The sequence below is a fragment of the Pseudomonas sp. IT-P100 genome, assembly GCF_949767185.1.
Taxonomy (GTDB): Bacteria; Pseudomonadota; Gammaproteobacteria; order Pseudomonadales; family Pseudomonadaceae; genus Aquipseudomonas; species Aquipseudomonas fluorescens_B.
This window is the reverse complement of record NZ_CATKQK010000059.1, coordinates 191,286-214,788: the sequence shown is the minus strand read 5'-3', so window position 1 is coordinate 214,788 and position 23,503 is coordinate 191,286. Positions and strand designations below refer to the sequence as shown.

Sequence of the window (23,503 nt, the reverse complement as noted above, 5' to 3'; positions counted from 1 at the left end):
ACCATTACGTTGCCTTTTGGGTGAGGTTGTCGTTGTGGCGAGGGGATTTATCCCCGTCCGGCTGCGTAGCAGCCGTAAACCCTTCAAACGCGATCTCTTTGAAAGAACGGGGATGACTGATTTGGGGCGGCTGCGCCACCCAACGGGGATAAATCCCCTCGCCACAAAGGCACTTTCACCACAAGGGCAGCTTCAGCACAAACGCATCCTCGCCACATCCTTCTCAGGAAACAGAATTTTCGCTCAACAATTGCAGCGCCGAACCGGCCTATCGGGCACTAGCCTGAAAGCGTCATCCGACGATCCCCAAGGAAGCAATGGATTGCCTACTCAACCTAACTCTCATCGTCTGCGCTTCGGCCGACATTCCGAAACCGGTCGTGCCTATCTCATCACCGCAGTCGTCCATGATCGCCAACCTGTATTTTCTGACTGGCGATTGGGTCGCCTTCTCGTCGCAGAAATGCAATGGACTCATGATTCGGGTGTTGTAGATTCACTTGCCTGGGTTGTCATGCCCGATCACTTTCATTGGCTGATGCAACTGCAAGACAGCAATTTAGGGAATGTCATCGGCGCTACCAAGGCACGCTGTACCCAGGCAGTGAACAAAATGACCGGACGACGCGGCCCCCTGTGGCAAACCGGCTTTCACGACCGGGCAATCCGTGATGGCGAAGAACTCCTGCCCTATGCTCGCTACATTGTTGCCAACCCATTGCGTGCTGGGTTGGTGAAAAAAATCGGCGATTACCCGCTCTGGGACGCCTGCTGGCTCTAACATCGAACACCACTTCTGTGGCAGCCCCCTGTGGGGAGGAGACTTATTGTGGAGAGGGGATGAAGGGTTTACGACTGCTGCGCAGCCGAACGGGGATAAATCCCCTCGCCACAACCGCTCCGTCTTGCCAAAAATTTCGACACTCCACGCATCATTTACTACTCCACAATTTTTTCACCATCGCCAACCACCGTCTAAGCTTCAAACAAGTCCGATCAATCTGCGTGAATGGATCAGTCGACTATGGGTGCTTTGTGGCAAACCGATTCGAGTAAAACTGTGGTTCCGACTGAACGTTTGGATGAAGCGCCTTTACCTGAAAAACCTCGCCGTAGTCGCACGAAACACGGCTGGGGCGCCTTCTGGTTGTTGCTGTTGATTATCGCGATTGTCGTGGGTCTGGCTGCCGCCAAAGAAATGCGCACCTCGAAGCTTCAATCCCGGGAAGCCAGCAAATTTGCAGCGACCCTGAAATATGATTTGCAACCCGGTCCCAGCGACGCCATTCGCTACCCCGGCACCGGGCCGTTCGATCTGCGATTGGGCTACAGCTCGCTGGGTGAATTCCTGCCGCGATTGCTCAAGCGTGATTACGTCATCTCGGCCCAGACCCGATTTTCCCAGGCGCTGATGGACTACAGCGACAACGGTCTTTTCGTGCCCTACCCGGAGAAGATCCAGGCCGGGTTGTTGATCACCGATTGCCGGGCGGCACCGTTGTATCAGTACAAATATCCGCAACAACTCTATTCGAGCTTTGATGCAATCCCACCCGTGGTCGTCAACAGTTTGCTGTTCATCGAAAACCGCTTCCTGCTCGACCCTCGTCAACCCCGGGCCAACCCCGCCGTGGATTGGCCACGGTTCGGCATGGCCGCGTGGTCGCAGGTTGCCAAGTTGCTGCACATGCCCGGCCAGTCAGCGGGCGGCAGTACCCTGGCGACGCAACTCGAAAAATACCGTCATTCACCGGATGGCTTGACGGTGTCGGGTGGGGAAAAAATCCGCCAGATGATTTCCGCCACCGTGCGCGCCTATCAGGCCGGCCCGGAAACCCTTGAGGCTCGCAAGAACATCGTGCGCGATTACCTTAATAGCGTGCCGCTGTCGGCTGTGCCGGGGCACGGCGAAGTCCATGGCATGGCCGAAGGTCTGCGTGTCTGGTACGGCGCCGACTTCAACAAGGCCAACGAGGCGCTGGCCAGTACTGCCACGGACCCGCAGAGCCTGGCCGCCAAAGGCCTGGCCTTGCGTGAGATGCTGTCGTTGATGATCGCCCAGCGCCGCCCTTCCCACTACCTGACCAAGGGCCGTGACGAACTGGCCGACCTCACCGACAGCCACATTCGTCTGTTGGCACAGAACAATGTCATCGATGCGCCGTTTGCGGCGGCCGCACTGGCCAGCAAAGTGACCTACCGCGACTGGCAGACCCAGCCGACCATTCAACCGATCGAAACCAACAAAGGCATCAGCGTGGCGCGCAGTCGACTGGGCGGCTTGCTCAATCGGCCGCTGTACGACCTTGATCGCCTCGATCTGTCGGCCACCACCACCCTGCAAGGTGACCTGCAAACCCAGGCCACCGAATACCTCAAGCATTTGGCCGACCCCGCCTTTGCCGCGCAAATCGGCCTGATGGGCGAACGCCTGCTCACGCCCACCAGCACCACGCAAGTGCGCTATAGCTTCACGCTGTTCGAACTGACCCCGGACGGCTCGCGGGTGCGGGTGCAGACCGACAGCACCGATCAGCCATTCGACATCAACGAGGGCAGCAAGCTGGAGTTAGGCTCCACCGCGAAAATGCGCGTGCTGACCACTTATCTGCAAATCATCGCCGAGCTGCACGACAAGTACGCCGAAATGACCGTACCGGAATTGAAGAAAGTCGACGTCCCGGATCAGGATCGCCTGAGCCGCTGGGCTGTCGATTACCTGATTGAGAACAAGGACCGAAACCTGCCGGCCATGCTCGGCGCCGCGCTGGACCGCAAATACTCCGCCAGCCCCGGCGAAGCTTTTTTCACCGGTGGCGGGCTGCACACCTTCGTCAACTTCCGCAAGGAAGACAACGGCCGCCTGCCGACCCTGCGCGATGCCCTGCGCGAATCGATCAACCTGCCGTTCATTCGGCTGATGCGCGATCTGGTGCGCTACACCACCTACTCCGGCCCGAACAACAGCGCTGCACTGCTCGGCGACGACCGCGATCCCCGGCGTCAGGAATACCTGGCCGAGTTCGCCGACCGCGAGGGCACTTCGTTCCTGCTCAAGTTCTGGAAAAAGTACAAGAACAAGGACACCCAGGCACGGCTCGAAACGTTCCTCGACAGCATGCGCCCGACGCCGATCCGTATAGCCGCCGTGCATCGTTATCTGCTGCCGCAGGCCAGCCAGGAAAGCTTCAACACCTTTGTGCGCGCGCACCTCACAGGCGTCAAGCTCACCGAAAAACTCACGGATGAACGCCTTCAACGGCTCTATGAAAATTACAGTCCCGGCCGCTACGACTTGCCGGATCAGGGCTTCATCGCCAAGGTTCACCCGTTGGACTTGTGGCTGATGGGCTATCTGCTGAACAACCCGGATGCCAAGTGGAGCCAGATCGTCAAGGCCAGTCAGTTCGAGCGTCAGGAAGTCTACAGCTGGCTGTTCAAGAGTCGTCACAAGGGCGCCCGCGACAGCCGTATCCGCACCATGCTGGAAATCGAGGCGTTTCTCGACATTCACGCGCGCTGGCAGAAAGTCGGCTATCCGTTCGATCACCTGGTGCCCTCGCTGGCCACCGCCATCGGCAGTTCCGGCGACCGTCCGGCGGCGCTGGCGGAGCTGATCGGCACCATTCTCAATGACGGCGTGCGCATGCCGACGTTGCGCATCGACAGCCTGCATTTCGCCGCGAATACGCCCTATGAAACCAAGCTGATCAACGATCCGGATGTGGGCAAACGGGTGATGCCCTCCGAAGTCGCCACGGCCATGCGCGAGGCCTTGTCACAAGTGGTCGATGCCGGTACGGCGAAACGCGTTTCCGGCAGCTTCATCACACCCGATGGCAAACCGTTGGGAATGGGTGGCAAAACCGGAACCGGGGACAACCGCATCGAAGCCATTGGCTCCGGTGGGCGAATCCTGAGTTCGAAGTCGATCAACCGTACTGCCACCTTTGTGTTCTTTATCGGTGAAAGCCACTTCGGCACGATGACCGCGTTTGTGCCCGGGCGCACGGCCGAAGCCTTCAAGTTCACCTCGGCGCTACCTGTGCAGGTGCTCAAGGGCATGGCACCGATTCTCACGCCGTATCTGCAACCCGGCACGCATACCCAATGCCTGCCGGTGGAGGTGGCGCGACGCTGATAAACAATGGCGGTAATTAATTATTTTCGGCATTGATAATTCCAATGTCTTTTCACAGAGGAACGCGGATCAAGCAGCGGTAATTCAAACTTTTACTTTGAGCCTCGGGCGTTAGGCTGGTCACTCCACTTAATGCTCAAGGTTTATGAAAAGCATGACTGACTTACACGGACGTATATCAGCGCTACCGACACCCGGGGACGACGACAACAAAGGCCGCCACTACGCGTTCATCAAGCGCCGTATCCACCCCGCTTTCAAGGGTGCTTCGCTGCGACGGATTCGGGAGCTGAGCCTCACTCGAGCGACTTCGGGGCATTGGGTACAGACCACCAGGGATTTCGATCACACGCCGTTACAGGAAGCCAACCTTGAACTCTGGTCCGCTCAAGACACAGTCGACCAGGTCATGGAAAAGGTGCAAGGCGTTTACGAGTTCGCCGAACCGTTGCTGACCGACGCGTTACTGAAACAGTTCGGTGTCGACGTCGATGTAAAGACAACCTGCTTGTACCTTTATCTACCCAAACAGCTTCCCTGGTATGCCAGCAACATCAACGGCGTGGTGACCCGAACCGTTTCCTTGCTGGACGCGGCACTGCATAACTTCTCGAGCAAGGAAACCTGCGAGGTCGACTCGAATTACATCAGCCAGCCTGATGCGCTCGGGCACTTCGACATCCTGCCGATCAAACGCAAAATGCCCATTGCCCGGTTCCAGAGCCTCTGTCGCGAACTGGATATCGGGGCGCGTTACACGAAGTACCTCGAAGAACAGTTGCTGCCCAGTGACGGCCTCGCGCAGGTTGTTTTGAAACGCAAGATCGTCGAGAGCGAAAAAGCCGCGTTCAAAGCGGCCGCTGAACTGGCCGTTCTGACAGGCGAGATCGATGCCGAGGCCCGCGACCTGGTCCTGAAGATGCTCGATGGCCAGCGCAACCTGACCCGCAAAGGCCGGGTGATGCACTTCGCCGAATTGTCCATTCTCGACAGCCTGCTGACCGGAATCGTGTTGATCGCACCGAGGCCGGAACAACGCATCCGTGACGTGACACCGGTGATTGTTTACGTCCCGCAGGACCCTGAGCACCCGTTGAAAGAGTACCCCTCGACCGTCGCGTTCATGAATGAACTGACGCGTCAGTTGCGCGACAACGACATCGCATCGTCCACCGGCATGACCTACCAGCAATACTTCAGCCGGTTCGTCGATCAATCAGATCGAGGGCATTTTTTCGGTGGGCTGCAACAACGTCTGTTCGAGGTGAAATCGCATCAGAAAGAGCCGCTGGACCAGGGGCCGAGTTGGCGGGAAGTGCCGGTTGACAACCCTAATCTGCATTTCAAAGCCGCACCGATTCCCGGCGAACTCTGGGAGTACCTCTTCCAGCAAAAACTCAACAAAGTCCTTAATGACGCCCGGCACATTGCGGTGTCCACCGCCGATGCCGATTCCAATGCCCGATGGGCCTGGTGGGATAACTTCAAGAAAATATTCTCGGACATCTTCAACATCGCCCTGATGGTCGTCACGCCGTTCGTTCCCGGGCTGGGTGAAATGATGATGATCTACTCCGTGTATCAGATGACCAGCGACGTCGTCGAAGGCATTGTCGACATGTCCTTCGGGATGTGGACCGAAGCCGGCGAGCATATTGCCGGTGTGGTCTCAGACTTTCTTTCGCTGGTGGCGTTTGCCGCCGGCGCGAAGATCGGAAACCTTGCACGCCTGAAACTGTCACCGCTGATCGAAGGCATGAAACCGGTCACCCTGCCCAACGGCGAACCCCGGCTGTGGTATCCCGACCTCAAGCCCTATGAGCGGCCCGATGTGAAGTTACCGGCTGACTCCCGCCCGGACGCGCTGGGGCTGCATGCCCACGAAGGCGAAGATGTTCTGCCACTGGATAACAAGCACTACGCCGTGCAAAAAGACCCGCAAACTGGCAACTATCGCGTCAGACACCCGCACCGCGAGCATGCTTATTTACCCGAGTTGAAACACAACGGCCTCGGCGCCTGGACCCATGAGGCCGAGGCTCCGCGAGCATGGGATCGACCGACATTGATGCGTCGCCTCGGCCACTCGGTGGAGGGCTTCAACGACCTGCAACTGGACAACGCTCGCATCGCCAGCGGCACTGACGACGCTGCGCTGCGCCGGATGTACGTCGACAACACCGCCCCGCCACCGCTACTGGACGACAGCCTCACACGCCTGAAAATCCAGCAGCAGACCCGGCACGCCATTGAACGGATTCGCACTGGTCAGCCGCTGGACCCTGCCTCCTGGTGGTTTGAACCCCTGGCGACTTACCTGGACGGCTGGCCGGCGGATAAAGCCCTGAAGGTTTACGAAGACGTCGACATGAGCGGCCGGTTCCGCCAGTACGGCAATGCCGAGGCGAGCGATGCGCAGACGCTGTCCACCAGCCAGTCGCAGCTCATGAGCGAGCAGTTTGCGCCCAGACTTGTCGAGTTCCTCAGCGAGGAAGAGCTGCAAGCGGTGCTCGGCCGGTCAACCGTCAAAAGCGAACGGGTGCAAGCATTGCGTGATCGTCTGGCGGACGAAGCCAGTCGACTGAACGCTGACATCGTCAATCAGCTTTACCAAGGTGCCCAACCGTCCGACGATCCGCAGATCCGGCTCGTTCGCCAGGCATTTCCCGAGCTGCCAACCCGTGCGGCACAGACGCTGCTGAACAGTGCCGACGCTGCCGACCTCATGCGCCTGAGCGAGGAGCAACGTCTGCCGTTGGGCCTGAAAAGCCGAGCGCGTGAAGCGGCCTTCGAAGCCCGGACCAACCATGCGTACGAAGGCTTTCATGACGGCGCGCAGTGGGTAGCGGAAACCGAACGCCTGGTGCTGAACGCATTGAGGATTCATACCGACACGTTCGCGCAATTGCGCATCGAGGTTCGCGAAGGCAACGATGCCGGCCCCTTGCGCAGCAGCGTGGGTGCACACGATTCGGCGACGGTCCGGGTGCTGGTCAAGGATGATGTGAACCAGTTCGAGGTCTGGGACGCCGCCAACCACAAACTGCACGAAGCCACGGATTTTTACGAAGCGGTCCTCAACGCGTTGCCGAAAGACAAACAGGCGCAGTTGGGTTATCGACCGGGCCAGGGTGCCTTTCTCAAGCAATGGGTGATGGCCAAGACCGAGACACCGGCGCAGCGCCGCACTGCCCTCGCCGCACCGCCGATCCGCCCGACGGCGGACCACGAAGCCATGATGCTGTTGCGCGGCCCCGGTTTCTCCACGACAGCCGCCACACTCACCGAACGGGTGCAGGATATATACCCCCACTTCAACGAACGCGAGGTCAATACCTTCGTCCGCTCCCTGGGATCGCAGGAACAGGGGCATCAGACACTGACCCGACTGGACCGCGAACTGGATGACCTGCGGGTGCTGTTCAATCGCTGGCGCTACCAGCAGCCGGACAGTTGGGGCCCGGATCAACGCGGATTCATGAACAGCGGCGGATTGCACATCGTTGAACGGTTCATCGATTGTTTCAAACGCAAGTCCACGGTCTTTGGTGAGCGCAGTCTCACAGCCGACGGCGGTTATGCGCTGGACCTGTCCACGGAGTTCGAGGTGCTCGACCTCGAACGCTGGTGGAAGGATCTGCCGGAGATCAGACACTACCTCGATCAGATCAGCACCTTGAATCTGGACCGCACGACCTTTTCTGAAACCGCCTCCGGCCTGTTGAACGACTTCCCTCATCTGCGGCAACTGAGCGCCCGCAGTTGCGGGTTGACGCGACTGCCCGAAACCATTGGCAAGATGCACCACCTGCAAACCTTGCGGCTGATGAACAACGACATCACGTTGACCCCGTCCGCCGTCGAGCAACTGCGCAACCTGACACGCCTGGAAACCCTCAGGCTCGATGACAACAGGCAACTGGGCAGGCTCCCGGACGTCGGGCGCATGCCCAAACTGAGAATCCTGAGCTTGAGCAACACCGGGGCCACCACCTGGCCCGATGGCCTGTTCGGCCCCTTCAACAAGCGTCGACCCCGTGGCTTTTTTCTGGATTTGCAGGAGAACCCGATCAGCGTCATTCCGACGGTTGTACCCGGCTCCGAGGATGCCTTCCTCCTGGCGCGGACCCGCTTGTACGAAAAGCAACTCTCGGACAAAAACCTGGTCATTTTCAAAGCGTATCGACGGTCAGTCGGCATCGCACCCAAACAGGTCTACGCCGACGCTGCACGAGACACGATGAACCTGTGGCCGATGAAAGACGACTCGGTCTGGTGGAGTGCCGAGGTCTCAGGGCTGGGGACTTTTCGGGAGGAAGCCTGGCACGATCTGATGACCGAGCCTGGCTCTGAAGATTTCTTTGCCTTGATCCAGAAGCAGACCCGCTCGGCCGATTACCGGGCCGGCGGCGAATTGCGCCAACAGCTCAGCAGCCGGGTATGGCGCATGATCGAAGCCATCGATCTGGACACCGGGTTGCGCAAGGATCTGTTCGAAATGGCCAGGGCGCCCACCACCTGCGCCGATGCCGGGGCCCAGGTGTTCAACCACATGGGCATCAAGGTGCTCGCCTCCGAAGCCTATGCCCTGTCGACGTCCAACGCCGTCCTTGAAAGCAAACTGGTGAACCTGGCAAAGGGCGCCGCTCGCCTTGCGCGCGTTGATGACATTGCCCGTGCCGATTTCGGCAGCCGGCCCGGCAATCCCGATGAAGTGGAGGTGTACCTCGCCTACGAAACCGGCCTGGCCCAGCGCCTCGGTTTACCCTGGCAATCGGAGTCGATGCTGTATCGCCGTGTAGCCGGCGTGAGCGCCGAAACTCTCGACACGGCCTTCGAGACGGTGATGTCGATGGAAGCGGGCGATGGCTTGGTCAACGACATGCTGGAACAGCCGTTCTGGCAGAAATACCTGCGTGACACCTACCCGAACGAGTTCCGGCGCAACACCCGGCTGTACGAAGCCAGGAGCGACTTGCTGGAAGAGTTGCGCGAAGTCCAACACGCCTGGGCCAACGCCAAAGGCCAGCAGATTGCGCAACGACGCGCACTCAAACAACGCCTGCTGGACCTCGCTCGCCGACTGGATATTGATGAGAGCGTGGTACTGACTGATCAAGACATGACCGATGAGGTCTACGGCGGATTGCTTCACGACATGGGCTACGAAGAAAAAGAGCTGAGCAGAAAGCTGACCCGTGCAGCGCTGCAAAAAGACGCACGGCAGTAATCGGCAAAACCCTGATGCATCGAGTGATGCATCAGGGTTCAACCCTTAACCCACTTCCGAATCCCAGACGACCGTGACAAGGCCGGAATAGGATCGGGCGGTACCGGGCTTGATCATTTCCTCGACCTCGTCCCGGGCAATCTCGAAGTGCAATGTTCCCGGCCTGCGATCGACATAAAAGTGTGGCAGGAACAGCTCGGTTCCAATGCCGTCGCGCCGCAACGGTCGGCGGTTGACCGGTTGCGCGGTGGCATCCACCAGGCCATTGGGCAGGGTCACGCTGACGTCGAGCGGTACGAAATGACCGGAAACCGGGTCGCGCACCGAACAGCGGTTACCGTCCATGGTGTACTGGCAGTCGAGGTTCATCTTGAAGCGACTCGACGAAGACACATTGAATGTCTGATCCCGGAACAGCCGTGTCGGCTTGCGCCCCTGCGTCAGCCACGCTTGCCAGCCGCCCTGCGGAACCAGTTCAACGCGATTGCCACCGGGTGGAATTTCCACCTTGAGCGTGTGCTGCACTTCCAGAGTGAAATTCAGCTTCAGTGTCGAATCGCTTGGCAGCATGACGTCACCCATGTCGAAATCACCATTCGGTCCAACGCTGTAGGTCAGGCTTCCCGAATAACGGCCCGAAGACATACCCAACGGGTTGGGTGTGAACAGTTCATAGGCGAAATCCAGATAGTTGTAACGCAACCAGGGCACGTTGAACCTGGCCTGCTTATCGCAGCTGGCCTCTGCTGGTGTTTTCCAGAAAAAGGCATAGCGATTCGGCCCGTAAAACGCTACGCCACTATAAAGACAGGGAGCGGGCGCATACACCCAATCAGCGCCCCACAGTTGAGCGTGGGCTAGTTGATAGTCGCTCCCTCCACCGACAAGACTGATAACGTCCTCCGTCACATACTGGGAGCCCAGACCTGCAATTCGAACCTTGACCGTCTCGGGTTCGCCCGTCGTTTCATGCACCACGGACAACTCACGCCACTGTGCAGGGACTTTGAACGTGGCACCCTGGCGCGACGACGGGTGATTCGCCTGGATCGGCGCATTGGAGCTGAACTGAATCGGCACGCGCAGGCTGAACATGTCGTTGTCACGGCACTCGCCAGGGTAACTCGCGCAATAACCACTGGAAGGTGTGTCATTCCTGAATTTATTCTGCTGAGGGTTTGCAGAATCCGGTCTGAACGACGCCAGGATCGAGACTTCTTCCGACCAGGCTGAAGAACAGGTGAGCAACGATAAAATCCCGATCCCGACACAGCAAAGTACCTGCCGCCCCATGCCATGTGAATGATTCATGTTTTTTCCTCTGAAACGAGTCAGGTCAACAGCCAATCCTGCATGGCATCACGCACCCGGCAGCACTGCGTTGAAAATCAAATTGACGCTGCCGAAATAGCTGCCCGGTTTATAAATCCCATCCACAGGCGGCATCGGCACGATCTCCAGCAACACACGTTTACCCGGCGCGGCATCGCTCATCGACACCACCTCGCTACTGTTCAGTTCATTCAGCACATGGCCGTTGAACAGCACGCGCAAACCAATGTCATGGGCATCCGTCCCGTTGGACAGATAGGGCCTGCCCTCAAGGCGGGCTTCGATGGAACCGGACTCATTCTTGACATCGAAATACTTGCGCAAGCTGCCCAACGTCGAGGTCGCCAGATTCCATGGCAATTTCTGTTCGCGATGAATCCAGCCAGGGTCAGCGGGGATGACGTAGAACGCCTGGCTCGGGATCGTCACGAACACGTCGAATTGATGCACCTCGCGAGCGGCAAACGCCGAACTGCTTGCCCACAGAACCAGCGCTGGCATCAGCAATACCATCAGTTTTCTGAACATGATCATCAGCCTTTCACGTCGAGTTTCTTGCTGCTCTCGCCTTCAACCAGGGTGAAGCGATACTCGCGACCGGCCTGTTTCTCGAACTCGAAACTGCGGCCCGCCAGAATGTGATGCTTGGTAGTCGGCTGGCAGTCCTGTTCTTTCTTGACCGCGCAGTCCTTGAATTCGTCGATCACCACCACGGTGTTGCCGTTGTTGCGGATACGGTAACGGCTCGCGTCGTTCTCGATCACGCTGGCGTAACGCGTATCCTTGGGACGGACGAAAAACACCGCGCCATACCCGGCCAGCACCGTGACGCCGGCGGAGAGGGTTTTCTTGTATTCCTCGCGTTCTTCACCCGAGACCGCGAATTCGTCTTCCTTCTCGGGCACCACCGGCACGAAACGCACGCGGAAGTATCGCTCGCGATCACGCTCGCCCATGTACAGCAGTCGCGTGCCCTGCATGCCACCGGCGGGCACGATCAGCCGCGCCGGGCTGGCCATCAAGCCGTCCCGGGCGCTGCCGTCGGCACTGGATTCGAGCGGCACTTCCTGCGACTTGCCGTCGGCGTCATAAAGGATTTCCAGGATGTTGACCTTGACGAACGCGGTGCTGTCGCCGCCGTTGAACACGCGTTTCAAGAACGTACTTTTGTCGCCATCCAGATAGTCGTAAACCGTGCCGATATTGATGCTCGGCCCAGCGTGTGCGATTTGTGCAACCAGTAAAAAACCAAACAGTGCCAACAGGGATTTCATTGTTCTGAACCTCGTCAAATGAACTACAGCAAAGTGCGACCCGCTAAACTTCCGAATCCCAGACAACCGTCACAGTCCCGGAATACTGTCGCTGATGACCCGGTTGCAGCATCTGCTCAACTTCGCGGGAAGGAATCTCGAAGTGCAGCGTTCCGGGTCTGCGCTCCACGTAAAACGCCGGCTGGAACAGTTCGGTACCGCTGCCATCCATCAGCAAGGGCCGCCGTTCGACGGCTCTGCCGCTTGCATCGCTCAAGCCACGGGGCAGGCTGACGCTGACGTTCAGCGGCACGAAATTGCCGGATACCGGCTCGCGCAACGAGCAAGTCCTGCTGTCTTGGGTGTGCTCACATTCGAGTTTCATCTTGAAGCGCGAACTGGCCGAGATGTTGAAGGTCTGGTCACGGAACAGCCGCGTGGGTCTGCGGCCCTGTTGCAGCCAGGCCTGCCAGCCGCCTTGTGGCACCAGTTCGACGCGATTGCCACCCGGCGGGACTTCGACTTTGAGGGTGTGCTCGACGGTGAGGGTGAAGTCGAGCTGGATGATGTTGTCCGAGGGCACAACGATGTCACCCAGATCGAAGTCGCCGCCCGGGCCGATCGTGTACACCTGGGTCCCGGTGTACACCCCGGTGGACATTTTCAGCGGGTCAGGGGTGCGCAGCTCGTAGGTGAAATCCAGATAGCTGAAATTGAAACCGGGAATAAGAAACTTCGCCTGTTTCGCACACACCGTTTCCTGAGGCGTCAGCCAGAAGAACTGATAACCGGTAAATCCGTATTGATTATTTGGGCCAATCGCCACGCATGGACTGGGCGCCGTTTGCCAACTGGTGCCACCCCACAGCACGCTGTGAGCCATATTGGTGTTTGTTTCGCCGGTAAGCTGTCTTACATCATTACTGAGGTTGTGAACACCGCCCAGCCCGGCTATACGGATTTCCACCTCGGCGAGCTCGCCGGTGTCACGATTAAGGACCGTCAACGAACGCCACGCGGCGGGCGTCTTGATCATCGCGCCCTGTCGCACATCCTGGTGATTGGGCAGGATGGGACCACCGAACGGAACATTCCCCACGTGGGAGCGCAGGCTGAAAATATTGTGAGTCTTGCAGATGGCGGGATAGTTGCGACAGAAGCCCTGATTAGGCGTGGTATTCCTGAACTCATTCTTCTGCGGATTGCTCGGGTCAGGGTTGAAGGTGGCTGTAATCGGCATAACCCTGGCCTCGATCTGCGGAGCCGAAACGATCAGGCAGGCGCCAAGGAGCAAGGCGCTGGTGCTCGTACGCCCGAGGGCAGTCAATGATTTCAGCACATTAAAAACTCCAGAAAATTGAGCAGCGTCCATCAACCCGCCCTCTGCACGGCATCGGCGACGTCCGCCAGGGTGTCCGGCGTGCAACGCAGGTCGCCGATCATCAGCACGTTGTTTTCCGCGCGACCATTGCTCGGGTCGAGGCGGAACTGGCACAGCAACTGGTTGCCGTGGCGCACTTCCAGGGTCGGGGAACCAGCGTTCATTTCCATGGAGAAGAAGCCGTCCACTTCACTCACCCCACGGCTGGCGTGGTTGATGATGTGGTGGCCCTTGAGCGGCTTGCCCTGAGGGTCGATCAGACGACCGAGCACGGTGAGAGTTTTCATCACGCGAATCTGGCGATAGTCCACGCCGCCCTTGTTCAGGTGGTAGCTGGAGCGCGCCGGCTGGATGGTTGCAGCCGGAACGTGATTGCCCTCGAAATCGAAACTGACCGAGCTGCTTTTGTAAGCCGTGATCGGTACGAAATTGCGCCCCGGCTTGAGTATCGCGCTGCCGCCGCTCAAGTCGTCGGCACGCAGGGCGATGTCATCGATGTCCGATTCGACATCGATGATCATGCCCGCACCGTTGCGGTGGTACTGGCTGGTCATGACCATTTTTTGCCCGCCGACGGCGACGGTGCTGTCGAGGTTCAGGCCACCGGTGAAGTCGTTGTTGTAAGAGGAACGCTGGATAAATCCGTCGGCGTTGGCCAGGTCCGATTGCATCGTCGCCATCGCGTTCATGCCGATGCCATAGGTGTCGGTGATGGCCGTGGCGGAAACGCTTTGCAGCAGGTGATCCTGCAAGTCTTTGCGGTAGGTGACCGAAGCATTGTTATCGCGCCCGCCGTCGCGATCGGTACGGGTGCCGATGCTGCCGGAGATCTGTTCGCCCGGACCGCCCAGGGCAATGTTGAGGCTCAGGTCGACGCCGCGATTACGGTCATTCCCCGAGCTGAAGCTGCCCGGTCTGTCGAACAGCGACAGCCGCCAGTTGGCGTCGCTGCCGAACAATCGGCCGCGCTGGCTCCAGCCCAGATCCACGCCAACGCCTTCGGTGTTGCCCTCGCTGTGGGACACCCGGGCATTGACCGAACTTTTACTGGTGAGCCGATGGTTCACCGACAGCGAAGAGTTACTGGTCTGGCCGATAAATACGTTGCGTTGCCGCACTCGCGTGCCGTCCGGCAGCGTGTCGTAGAGCCGGGTGGTGTCGAGCCAGCTGCGATTGTGGCTGGCGACGATACTGCCGCTGCCGTAGGAATACAGACCCTGCACGTCGAGGCCGGTGCCGTAGTCCTCGGTCTTGTAGACGTTGGCATAGACACTCGCGTTGTTGACGATCGCCCAGTCGACCGACGTGCCGTATTGCAGGGTGTCTTTCACCTGTCGGCCCGACAGGCCGAGGATCACCCGCGGGTGCAGCAGGAAGTTGAATGCGGCGCCGGCCGTCATCTCGCCGTCAGCCTGATCATCCCAGTTGCTGAGCATTTTCGATTCACGCCCGGCGAACAGGTTGTAGCGCCAGCGCTCGTCATGATTGCGCCAGTTGTTGGGTTTATAGACCAGTTCCTGCGTGCTGGAGGTGATCTGGCCATCTTCGATCAGACGCACTTCCACTTCATAAATGCCACCGGGCAGTGGCCGCGTATCGAGGGTCTGCAAACCGGCCGGTATCGCCTGAGTATTGATCAGCAAACCGTCGCGATAGATTTCCACCGAACCCTGCCGATTGGCCGTGACGTAGATCGGGTAGACCGCCGGTTTCGGGTTGTTGATGGCCAGGCTGTCGGAGCTGCCGTACATGACGCCCAGCGCGGTGTCGGGGCTGGCGCCAAAGGAGCGCGGCTGACGGGTCAGGCCTTCCGAGTTGGGCGTGAATAAACCCAGGCGCAGAAAATTGCCTTCCAGTTCGCGCTGAGTGAAAAGCTCGTGCACGGCGTGATAAAGCTGATTGTCCACACCGCCCAGTCGCGACAGTTGCAGGTTCACCGCTTGAGTCCAGTTACCGAGACTGCTGCTGGCTTCCAGACCGTAACGACCACCGAGGTCCTGGTTCTGGCCACCGTTGAGGTTCAGCTGATTGCGCACGATCAACCCGGTGCTGCCGCCTTCGGGCTGGTTGTAGTAACGCTGGACCTGATCGTCGCGTTCGGCGTTTTCCGTGAGAATCGACACCAGCGAGTTTTCCAGGCTGTAGTACACGGCCAATAGCTGCTCGGGGCATTTCGCCTTGCAGTCGCCCAGCGCCACGCCTTGTTTCAGGTAATTGGTCCAGGTCTCGCGTTCACTGTCTTTGATCGTGCTGTCGCTGACATCGGTGAAGTCAACGAGGGTGATGCGGTCGTCGCGGGTTAACACGACCATCGCCTCACCGAGAAATTGTTGGTCACGTTCCACGCGCACCGCCAGCGGCACATCAAAGAAATGTTCTTCAAACTCGCTTGGCAGCCCCTTGGCCTGCGCCAACAAACTTCTCGGTGTATTGCCGTTTTCCATGGGTGCGGCCAAGGCCGATGCGCAAAAAAAAAGGGCAAGCGCCGTCGCGATGGGAGTCATCGGGAACATGAACAAAATACTCAATGGATAAATTCGTTAAAGCCGATCGACAGACAAAAACTTGCCTGCCGACCGGTCAGGCTACCAAGCAGGACGAGCCTTGGTTCAAGACTTAAATGCGGGGGACAGCATCGAAAATCACAGTAGGACTAACGGTGTACAGGCCGTTCTGGTCGGCAGCCGGTTTGGCGGCGGATATACGCAGTTCCGCGCGCATGCCGCCATTGGATTCGGCGTCACCTACCACCTCCTGAGTGGTACCGGTCAATACTTTTCCATTGAAGGTGTAAGTCAGGGGAATGTTTTTCGCCGTATTACCGTTGAACAAGGGTTGCGGGCCGCCTTCGACGTAAGCGTTCACCGAACCTTCGGTGTGTTTGATATCGTACATGCCAACCACGTCTGTCAGGGTTCCGTCAAGGACGCGGTATTGCATTCTCTCGTCTTTACCAAAGTCCGGGTTTACAGGCTGGGCATAAAAGATCGAGCTCGGGATTTCCGCGGTAATGTTGATCGAGGAGCGCGATTCTTCCGCAGCGAACGCCATCGAAGAACTCAGGGCCAGGAGGGTCATCGGAACGGCGATTGCAAACTTCTTGAACATTGTTGAGTACCTGTCTTTTTCAAAGTGATTGGTCCGTGGAAAGCGTGAGCGATGCAAATAGCGGACTTAGATAGTGGCAATTTGGCTCAACTTTCAACGCAGAGAATGATCGACCAATTTTCGTAGAAAGTAAGTACGAAACTTCCGAAGAACATGTAGTCACAACAGCCCATAACAAGAAAGAAAAAACCTGAAATTCAATAATTAATCCGTTAACCCGACAGAAACATACTACAAACAGTTTTAATAAAAAAAGCATACAGACAAATAGAAACAAATGTTCTGTGAGAAAAAGACTACTCAGGCGTAACTATTAAAAATTCCCGCTGTTAGTTGCGCACAATTAGATCAACCACTCTAAAACAGCAAGCCACAAAACGGCGTTTTCCCACCCCTGCACTGAAGTCCGCCCTACGTCCTTCGGCGACGACCGTTGGTCCTGTTCGCTTGCCTTGCCATTACGATATATCTTAAGTTGTATCTAAACACGCCAGAGACAAGGAAAAATGAGAGACCATCATTCCCCCCACCGCGAACACGGTGACGGCCGCGACGGCTTCGAGAAACGCCCCGGTCGCGAGCGTGGCGGCCGAGGCCCCCGGGTGTTTGCCCCCGGCGATCTGAAATTGCTGCTGCTCGCGCTCATCGCCGAACGGCCCTGCCACGGCTATGACTTGATCCGTCAGATCGAAGGTATGTTCGACGGTGCCTACAGCCCCAGCCCCGGCGTGATCTACCCGACCCTGACCTTCCTGGAAGAAAGCGAAATGATCCAGGGCGACGCCGAAGGCGGGAAAAAACGCTACAGCGTGACCGAGACCGGACGTCTGTCTTTAAGTGAGCAAGCGGTTGCACTGGACGGGGTGCGCATGCGCATCGATGTCAGCAAACGCTCGTTACGCGGCCATGACCGTCCGGCCGAAATTCACGAAGCGGTGCATAACCTGCGTCATGCGTTACAACTGCACCACGGTCGCTGGAGTCCTGAAGAAATCCTGCGGGTCGCCGCTTTGCTCAACGACACCGCCAAAGCCATCGTTGATGGTCCCTTGGTTCAATCCCCTGCGGAGAAAGCTGAATGACTGAAGTGATCGAGCACACCATTCACCGCGTCATGCATGAAATCAAACGCCGCCGCCTGCAAGTCTTGCGCGTGGTTGACCTGACCCCGCGCATGCGCCGGATTACTTTAGGCGGCCCTGAACTGGCCGGCTTCATCAGCCTGGGCACAGACGACCACGTCAAACTGCTGTTCCCGCAGAACGCGGCAGAACAAGCGGCGCTGGAAACCCTGGTTCTCGGTGCGGGCAAAGACAACGGGCCGATGCCGGCGATGCGCGACTACACCCCGCGGCGCTATGACCTGGACACGCTGGAACTGGACATCGACTTCGTCCTGCACGGCGACGGCCCTGCCTCGACCTGGGCCGAGCAGGCCAGGCCGGGGCAATTCCTGCACATCGGTGGACCACGGGGATCGATGATCGTACCGGACATGTTCGACAGCTATTTGCTGATCGGCGATGAGACGGCAATTCCCGCGATTGCGCGGCGTCTGGAGGGTTTGGCGGCCAATCGGCGAGCGCTGGTGATCATTGAGGTGGAGAACGGCGCGGAACAGCAAAAGCTCGAAAGCCCGGCGCAGGTCAATGTGATCTGGGTGTTGCGCGACGGTGGCAGGAACAATCTGCTGACCACGGTGAAGGAATTGCAGATACCCGCCGGCCATCTGTACACGTGGGTGGCCACAGAGAGCAAAGTGTCACGGCAGATTCGTCGGGTATTGCTGGACGAGCACGGGCTGAACGATCAATTCCTCAAAGCCGTCGGCTATTGGCGGCTGGACGACAGCGACGAGGAGTAACAACGCAGGTCAGGGTTGATCAGACGTCAGTGTGATCAGCCTCGACGGCGATCCAACGCGATCACCACCAAGGCAATCAGCACAAACCCCGCCAACAATCCCCCGGCATTCACAAACACCTGTGGATAACCCAGCGTATCCACATCAATGAACGGGTATGGATAAGTCGCCAGCAGATGCCCGCGCAGCAGTGCATACGCGAAATACAGCAACGGGTAAATCACCCACAGCGCGATGTGCCGCAGACGCAAGGTGCCTTTGGGCACGCACAACCACCACCAGGCCAGAAACAGCAACGGCATGACATCGTGCAGCAGCTCATCGGCCAGCCATTGCCAGCCTTCGGGATGCCACAGATGGCGCAACAGGACGTTGTAGGCCAGGCCGACCACGGCGATGCTCACGGCAATCCCGCTGCTCACCCACGGTTGCAAAAACCAGCGCCGTGCAGCGGATTCGCGGGACGTCAGTGCGCAGGTCAGCACAGTGGCCACCAACGTATTGGTGAGCACAGTGAAATAGCTGAAAAAGCTCAGCAGCCCACCCAGCAAACTGGCGCCCAGGGCCCAGCGCGAATAGAAAATCAGGTACAGCTGAATGCTCAATCCTGCCCAGCCGAGCAGCACCGCCACCGCCACAAAACGACGCCTCGCGGCAGACTGGCTGACCATGTTCAGAGCGGTCGCTTGGTGCGCATCAACTTCACATACAACCGCTCGACTTTTTCCCGCGCCCACGGGGTCTTGCGCAGGAACGTCAGGCTCGACTTGATGCTCGGATCACTCTTGAAGCAGCGGATATCGATGCGCTCGGCCAGCCCCGTCCATTCGTAATGTTCCACCAGAGTGTTCAGGATCTGCTCCAGCGTCACGCCGTGCAGCGGGTTGTTGTTCTGTTCGGTCATGCCGGGCCTTCGAGCGATGAATGAAATGCAAGGCGCGCACCTTATCCGAGGGGGTGGTCCGGTGGAAGGGCTGTGCGCGCTATCTGTTAAATGTAGGTGAACTGCGACAGATCGCCCCGCGACACTGTTACCAAATCCGAAAGAATTCATGTCGGTAAAAGCGCTTTCTCTATTTGTAACAGAACATTATCCTTGCGCCCCGACAAGCTGAAACGATTCTTCCATTCGCTTCAATCCTGCTGTTCCCCGTTCACTCCCTAGAAAAAGACCAAGAATTTCTTCTCTATGCCTTATTTTCAATCTTCGCGAGACAGCGCTGTCTGCCTTGCTGTTGCCAGCCGAAAAGCCTTGAACCTGGTCGGCGGATTCACCGCAATGGGTCTCGCCACCTGCGCTCAGGCTGCACCGGCCTTTGATAGCGAATCGCCTTGGATGCTCGGCGACTGGAACGGCACGCGCACCGAGCTTTCGGAAAAAGGCTACGACTTCAAAGTCGATTACACCGGCGAAATGGGCAGCAATCTGCACGGCGGCTACGACCACGATCGCACCGCACGCTACAGCGATCAGTTCGGCCTCGGCGCACACCTCGATCTGCAAAAGATCCTGGGCTGGGACGACGCTGAATTTCAGCTGACCATCACCGAGCGCAACGGCAACAACATCAGCAACGACCGCATCAACGATCCACGGGTCGGTGGTTTCACTTCCGCTCAGGAAGTCTGGGGCCGCGGGCAAACCTGGCGCCTGACGCAGATGTGGTATCAGCAGAAATTCTTCGACCGCAAGCTCGACATCAAGGTCGGCCGTTTCGGCGAAGGCGAAGACTTCAACAGCTTCCCCTGCGACTTCCAGAACCTGGCGTTCTGCGGCTCTCAGGTCGGTAACTGGGTCGGCGGCATCTGGTACAACTGGCCGGTCAGCCAATGGGCGATGCGGGTCAAATATCACCTGACGCCAGAGCTGTACGCGCAAGTCGGCGCGTATGAGCAGAACCCGTCGAACCTGGATCGCGACAATGGTTTCAAGCTCAGCGGCAGCGGCACCCAGGGCGCGATCCTGCCGGTGGAACTGGTCTGGACACCCAAGCTCAACGGCCTGCCGGGGGAATACCGCGCCGGTTATTACTACAGCAACGCCAACGCCACCGACGCCTACAAGGACCGCAATGGCCAGCCCGCCGCCCTGAGTGGCGAGGCCTACCGCAGCGCGTCCAGCAAGCACGGCGTGTGGCTCGGTGTGCAGCAGCAACTGACCAGCCGTGCCAGCGACCACTCCCGTGGCCTGAGCGTGTTCGCCAACGGCACGATGCACGACAAGAAGACCAACGCCATCGACAACTATGTGCAGGCGGGCGTCGTCTACAAAGGCTTGTTCGATGCACGGACCAAGGATGACATCGGTTTCGCGATGGCCCGGGTTCATGTCAATCCGGCGTACCGCAAGAACGCCGAGGCGAGCAATCAGGCCCGTGCGGTCTACGACTTCGACGACCCGTCCTTCCTGCCACCGCAAGACACCGAATACAGCGCCGAACTCTATTACGGCGTGCACGTCACGAACTGGCTGACCGTGCGCCCGAACCTGCAATACATCCGCCACCCCGGTGGCGTGGACAAGGTCGATGACGCACTGATTGGCGGGATCAAGGTCCAGTCGTCGTTCTAACCCACAGGGACTTGCATCAACGAACCCAATTGATATGAACCATGCCCGCGCCGGATCGTCATCTACAGTGAACTTGCGCGGGACTACTTGAAACGTCACGGAGAACCACACTATGAGCACTGATGGTGCTTTGAGTCGAAGCCGTCTATTGCCGACCCTGCTCGGCATTCTGCTTCTGCTAATGGGCCTGGCCATGCTGGCCGGGGGGATCAAGCTGAGCATGCTCGGCGGCTCGCTGTATTACCTGCTGGCCGGTATCGGCCTGGCACTGACCGGCGTGCTGCTGATTCTGGCCCGCCGCGCCGCCCTCGGGCTTTACGCACTGGTACTGTTCGCCAGCACCGTATGGGCCTTGTGGGAAGTTGGCCTGGACTGGTGGCAACTGGTGCCGCGCCTGGCGATGTTGTTCGCGCTGGGTATTGTCATGCTGCTGCCGTGGTTCCGTCGTCCGCTGCTGCGCGAAGGCGAAGCGAAGACGGGCACTGGCGCGCTCAGCATCGCTGTGGTGCTCGCCGGTGTTGCCGCACTGGCCAGCCAGTTCACCAACCCCGGTGAAATCAAGGGCCAACTGGACCGCGACAGCGTCCCGGGCATGACCAACACCGCGCCAGCCATGCCGGATGGCGACTGGAACTCCTACGGCCGCAGTGCCCACGGTGATCGTTACTCGCCTCTGACACAGATCACTCCGCAGAACGTGAACAAGCTCGTTCCGGCCTGGACCTACCGCACCGGCGACCTGCCGGGGCCGAACGATCCGGGTGAAACCACCGCCGAAAACACCCCGCTGAAAGTCAACGGCATGCTCTACGTGTGCACACCGCACAGCCAGGTGATCGCGCTGGACCCGGACACCGGCAAGGAAATCTGGCGTTTCGATCCGAAGCTCTCCACGCAGAACGCGGCGAACTTCAAGGGTTGGGCGCACATGACCTGCCGTGGCGTGTCGTATCACGATGACGCCGTCTACGCTTCCGAGCAGAGCCCGACCGGCAGCGCCAGCGCTCCCGTCGCCAGCGTCTGCCCGCGCCGGATCTTCCTGCCGACCGCCGACACCCGTCTGATCGCCCTGAACGCCGACACCGGCAAGATGTGCGAAGACTTCGGCAACAAAGGCCAGGTCGACCTGAGCGCCAACATCGGCGGCTTCAATGCCGGCGGTTACTACTCCACCTCGCCTCCAGCCGTCACCAAAGACCTGGTGGTGATTGGCGGCCACGTCACCGATAACGTTTCCACCGACGAGCCGAGCGGCGTGATCCGCGCGTTCGATGTGCACACCGGCAAACTGGTGTGGAACTGGGACAGCGGCAACCCGGACGACACCACGCCGATTGCCGAAGGCAAGGTCTACACCCGCAACTCGCCGAACATGTGGTCCATGTTCGCCGTCGACGAAAAACTCGGCATGCTTTATCTGCCGATGGGTAACCAGACTCCGGACCAGTTCGGTGGTGCGCGCACCCCTGAATCGGAATTGCACGCCGCCGGCCTCACCGCCCTCGACATCGCAACCGGCCAGGTACGCTGGCACATGCAGTTCACCCACCATGACCTGTGGGACATGGACGTCGGTGGTCAGCCAACCCTGATGGACCTGAAAACCGCTGACGGCGTGAAGCCGGCGGTGCTCGCGTCCACCAAGCAAGGCAGCATCTACGTGCTGGATCGCAGCACTGGCCAACCGATCGTGCCGATCAACGAAGTGCCGGTGCCTCAGGGCGCTGTCGAAGGTGATCACACGTCCCCGACCCAACCGAAATCCGACCTCAACCTGATGCCGCCGCCGCTGCAAGAGCGCGACATGTGGGGCGTCACCCCGTTCGACCAACTGATCTGCCGGATCGACTTCAAATCCATGCGCTACGACGGCCCGTTCACCCCGCCGTCGCTGCAGGGTTCGATCGTTTACCCAGGCAACTTCGGTGTGTTTGACTGGGGCGGTTTCTCGGTTGACCCGGTGCGTCAGATCGCTTTCGTGAACCCGAGCTACATGGCGTTCAAATCGAAAATGATCCCGGCCGCCGAAATCGCGGCCCAAGGCCCGCGCAAAAGCGAAACCGAAGGCGTGCAGCCGAACAAAGGCGCGCCGTACGGCGTGGTCCTCGAAGCACTGCTGTCGCCAATGGGCTTGCCGTGCCAGGCGCCGGCGTGGGGCTATGTGGCGGCGATCGATCTGACCACCTCCAAAGTCCTGTGGAAGCACAAGAACGGCACCGTGCGTGACAGCTCGCCGGTTCCGATCCCGCTGAGCATGGGCGTGCCTAGTCTGGGTGGCACCATCACCACGGGTGGTGGCGTTGGTTTCCTGAGCGGCACCCTCGACCAGTATCTGCGTGCCTACGACGTGAAAAATGGCAAACAGTTGTGGGAAGGTCGTCTGCCTGCAGGCGCGCAAACCACGCCAATGACCTACACCGGCAAGGACGGCAAGCAATACGTGCTGGTCGTCGCGGGCGGTCACGGTTCGCTGGGCACCAAGCAAGGTGACTATGTGATTGCGTACAAACTGTCCGAGTAAGTTTTAGCGGCGGTAAAAGGAAAGGCGACTCCTGTGAAGGGGTCGCCTTTTTTGTGGGTGAATGAACGCAATCCTTTGTAGGTTTATAAATACTGGGCAAC

Annotated in this window: 15 protein-coding genes; 7 read left to right on the top strand and 8 right to left on the bottom strand. The window is 58.9% G+C overall.

The features are described 5' to 3' along the window. Window positions 1-322: 322 nt before the first annotated feature. The 3 genes from ACM6IQ_RS30310 to ACM6IQ_RS30300 all read left to right on the top strand — a co-directional run bounded on the left by ACM6IQ_RS30310 (window position 323) and on the right by ACM6IQ_RS30300 (window position 9,371). On the top strand, window positions 323-781 hold the full coding sequence (locus ACM6IQ_RS30310) for an REP-associated tyrosine transposase (RefSeq protein ID WP_414880584.1): 459 nt from the start codon (window positions 323-325) through the stop codon (window positions 779-781). A 243-nt stretch (window positions 782-1,024) separates the two neighbouring features. Next, a complete protein-coding gene (locus ACM6IQ_RS30305; protein WP_017340610.1) occupies window positions 1,025-4,141 on the top strand; it encodes a transglycosylase domain-containing protein in 3,117 nt (1,038 codons plus the stop codon). 154 nt (window positions 4,142-4,295) lie between these two features. Then, on the top strand, window positions 4,296-9,371 hold the full coding sequence (locus tag ACM6IQ_RS30300; protein ID WP_414880565.1) for an NEL-type E3 ubiquitin ligase domain-containing protein: 5,076 nt from the start codon (window positions 4,296-4,298) through the stop codon (window positions 9,369-9,371). A 45-nt stretch (window positions 9,372-9,416) separates the two neighbouring features. Here ACM6IQ_RS30300 and ACM6IQ_RS30295 read toward each other — a convergent pair whose 3' ends face one another. The 6 genes from ACM6IQ_RS30295 to ACM6IQ_RS30270 form a co-directional block, all read right to left on the bottom strand. Continuing rightward, entirely contained in the window at window positions 9,417-10,682 is a 1,266-nt protein-coding gene (locus tag ACM6IQ_RS30295) for a hypothetical protein (RefSeq protein ID WP_414880564.1), read from the bottom strand. Window positions 10,683-10,730: 48 nt separating this feature from the next. Continuing rightward, a complete protein-coding gene (locus ACM6IQ_RS30290; protein WP_031319102.1) occupies window positions 10,731-11,231 on the bottom strand; it encodes a CS1 type fimbrial major subunit in 501 nt (166 codons plus the stop codon). 5 nt (window positions 11,232-11,236) lie between these two features. Then, window positions 11,237-11,977 (bottom strand): molecular chaperone, encoded by a 741-nt coding sequence (locus ACM6IQ_RS30285; protein ID WP_414880563.1) that lies wholly within the window; start codon window positions 11,975-11,977, stop codon window positions 11,237-11,239. A 43-nt stretch (window positions 11,978-12,020) separates the two neighbouring features. Then, on the bottom strand, window positions 12,021-13,292 hold the full coding sequence (locus tag ACM6IQ_RS30280) for a hypothetical protein (RefSeq protein WP_193393038.1): 1,272 nt from the start codon (window positions 13,290-13,292) through the stop codon (window positions 12,021-12,023). A gap of 35 nt (window positions 13,293-13,327) precedes the next feature. After that, a complete protein-coding gene (locus ACM6IQ_RS30275; RefSeq protein ID WP_414880562.1) occupies window positions 13,328-15,850 on the bottom strand; it encodes a TcfC E-set like domain-containing protein in 2,523 nt (840 codons plus the stop codon). Window positions 15,851-15,953: 103 nt separating this feature from the next. After that, window positions 15,954-16,445, bottom strand: a complete 492-nt coding sequence (locus ACM6IQ_RS30270; RefSeq protein ID WP_017340617.1) for a CS1 type fimbrial major subunit — start codon at window positions 16,443-16,445, stop codon at window positions 15,954-15,956. Between the two features lie 506 nt (window positions 16,446-16,951). Here ACM6IQ_RS30270 and ACM6IQ_RS30265 point away from each other — a divergent pair. Both ACM6IQ_RS30265 and ACM6IQ_RS30260 read left to right on the top strand, forming a co-directional pair. Continuing rightward, window positions 16,952-17,527: a PadR family transcriptional regulator gene (locus tag ACM6IQ_RS30265; protein WP_017340618.1), complete on the top strand. Its 576-nt coding sequence runs from the start codon at window positions 16,952-16,954 to the stop codon at window positions 17,525-17,527. Next, entirely contained in the window at window positions 17,524-18,309 is a 786-nt protein-coding gene (locus ACM6IQ_RS30260; protein ID WP_017340619.1) for a siderophore-interacting protein, read from the top strand. Before ACM6IQ_RS30265 ends, ACM6IQ_RS30260 begins: the two co-directional genes overlap by 4 nt. Window positions 18,310-18,344: 35 nt before the next feature. On the opposite strand, the gene ACM6IQ_RS30255 is transcribed toward ACM6IQ_RS30260, so the two are convergent. Together ACM6IQ_RS30255 and ACM6IQ_RS30250 are read right to left on the bottom strand one after the other, a co-directional pair. Further along, window positions 18,345-18,980 carry a Pr6Pr family membrane protein gene (locus ACM6IQ_RS30255; protein ID WP_414880561.1) on the bottom strand — a complete coding sequence of 212 codons (636 nt, stop codon included), beginning with the start codon at window positions 18,978-18,980 and terminating at the stop codon, window positions 18,345-18,347. A 2-nt stretch (window positions 18,981-18,982) separates the two neighbouring features. Then, window positions 18,983-19,213, bottom strand: a complete 231-nt coding sequence (locus ACM6IQ_RS30250) for a VF530 family DNA-binding protein (RefSeq protein ID WP_017340621.1) — start codon at window positions 19,211-19,213, stop codon at window positions 18,983-18,985. 285 nt (window positions 19,214-19,498) lie between these two features. On the opposite strand from ACM6IQ_RS30250, the gene ACM6IQ_RS30245 reads away from it, so the two are divergent. Both ACM6IQ_RS30245 and ACM6IQ_RS30240 read left to right on the top strand, forming a co-directional pair. Then, window positions 19,499-20,881, top strand: coding sequence for a carbohydrate porin (locus ACM6IQ_RS30245; RefSeq protein ID WP_017340622.1), 1,383 nt, complete (start codon window positions 19,499-19,501; stop codon window positions 20,879-20,881). A 112-nt stretch (window positions 20,882-20,993) separates the two neighbouring features. After that, window positions 20,994-23,402 carry a glucose/quinate/shikimate family membrane-bound PQQ-dependent dehydrogenase gene (locus tag ACM6IQ_RS30240; protein ID WP_414880560.1) on the top strand — a complete coding sequence of 803 codons (2,409 nt, stop codon included), beginning with the start codon at window positions 20,994-20,996 and terminating at the stop codon, window positions 23,400-23,402. The last annotated feature ends 101 nt before the right edge of the window (window positions 23,403-23,503 follow it).

What these genes read in the sequence shown, in the direction of transcription:
- ACM6IQ_RS30305 (WP_017340610.1), top strand. Translation starts at nt 1,025, where the DNA reads ATGGGTGCTTTGTGGCAAACCGATTCGAGTAAAACTGTGGTTCCGACT.
- ACM6IQ_RS30300 (WP_414880565.1), top strand. Translation starts at nt 4,296, where the DNA reads ATGACTGACTTACACGGACGTATATCAGCGCTACCGACACCCGGGGAC.
- ACM6IQ_RS30295 (WP_414880564.1), bottom strand. Translation starts at nt 10,682, where the DNA reads ATGAATCATTCACATGGCATGGGGCGGCAGGTACTTTGCTGTGTCGGG.
- ACM6IQ_RS30290 (WP_031319102.1), bottom strand. Translation starts at nt 11,231, where the DNA reads ATGTTCAGAAAACTGATGGTATTGCTGATGCCAGCGCTGGTTCTGTGG.
- ACM6IQ_RS30285 (WP_414880563.1), bottom strand. Translation starts at nt 11,977, where the DNA reads ATGAAATCCCTGTTGGCACTGTTTGGTTTTTTACTGGTTGCACAAATC.
- ACM6IQ_RS30275 (WP_414880562.1), bottom strand. Translation starts at nt 15,850, where the DNA reads ATGTTCCCGATGACTCCCATCGCGACGGCGCTTGCCCTTTTTTTTTGC.
- ACM6IQ_RS30270 (WP_017340617.1), bottom strand. Translation starts at nt 16,445, where the DNA reads ATGTTCAAGAAGTTTGCAATCGCCGTTCCGATGACCCTCCTGGCCCTG.
- ACM6IQ_RS30265 (WP_017340618.1), top strand. Translation starts at nt 16,952, where the DNA reads ATGAGAGACCATCATTCCCCCCACCGCGAACACGGTGACGGCCGCGAC.
- ACM6IQ_RS30260 (WP_017340619.1), top strand. Translation starts at nt 17,524, where the DNA reads ATGACTGAAGTGATCGAGCACACCATTCACCGCGTCATGCATGAAATC.
- ACM6IQ_RS30255 (WP_414880561.1), bottom strand. Translation starts at nt 18,980, where the DNA reads ATGGTCAGCCAGTCTGCCGCGAGGCGTCGTTTTGTGGCGGTGGCGGTG.
- ACM6IQ_RS30250 (WP_017340621.1), bottom strand. Translation starts at nt 19,213, where the DNA reads ATGACCGAACAGAACAACAACCCGCTGCACGGCGTGACGCTGGAGCAG.
- ACM6IQ_RS30245 (WP_017340622.1), top strand. Translation starts at nt 19,499, where the DNA reads ATGCCTTATTTTCAATCTTCGCGAGACAGCGCTGTCTGCCTTGCTGTT.
- ACM6IQ_RS30240 (WP_414880560.1), top strand. Translation starts at nt 20,994, where the DNA reads ATGAGCACTGATGGTGCTTTGAGTCGAAGCCGTCTATTGCCGACCCTG.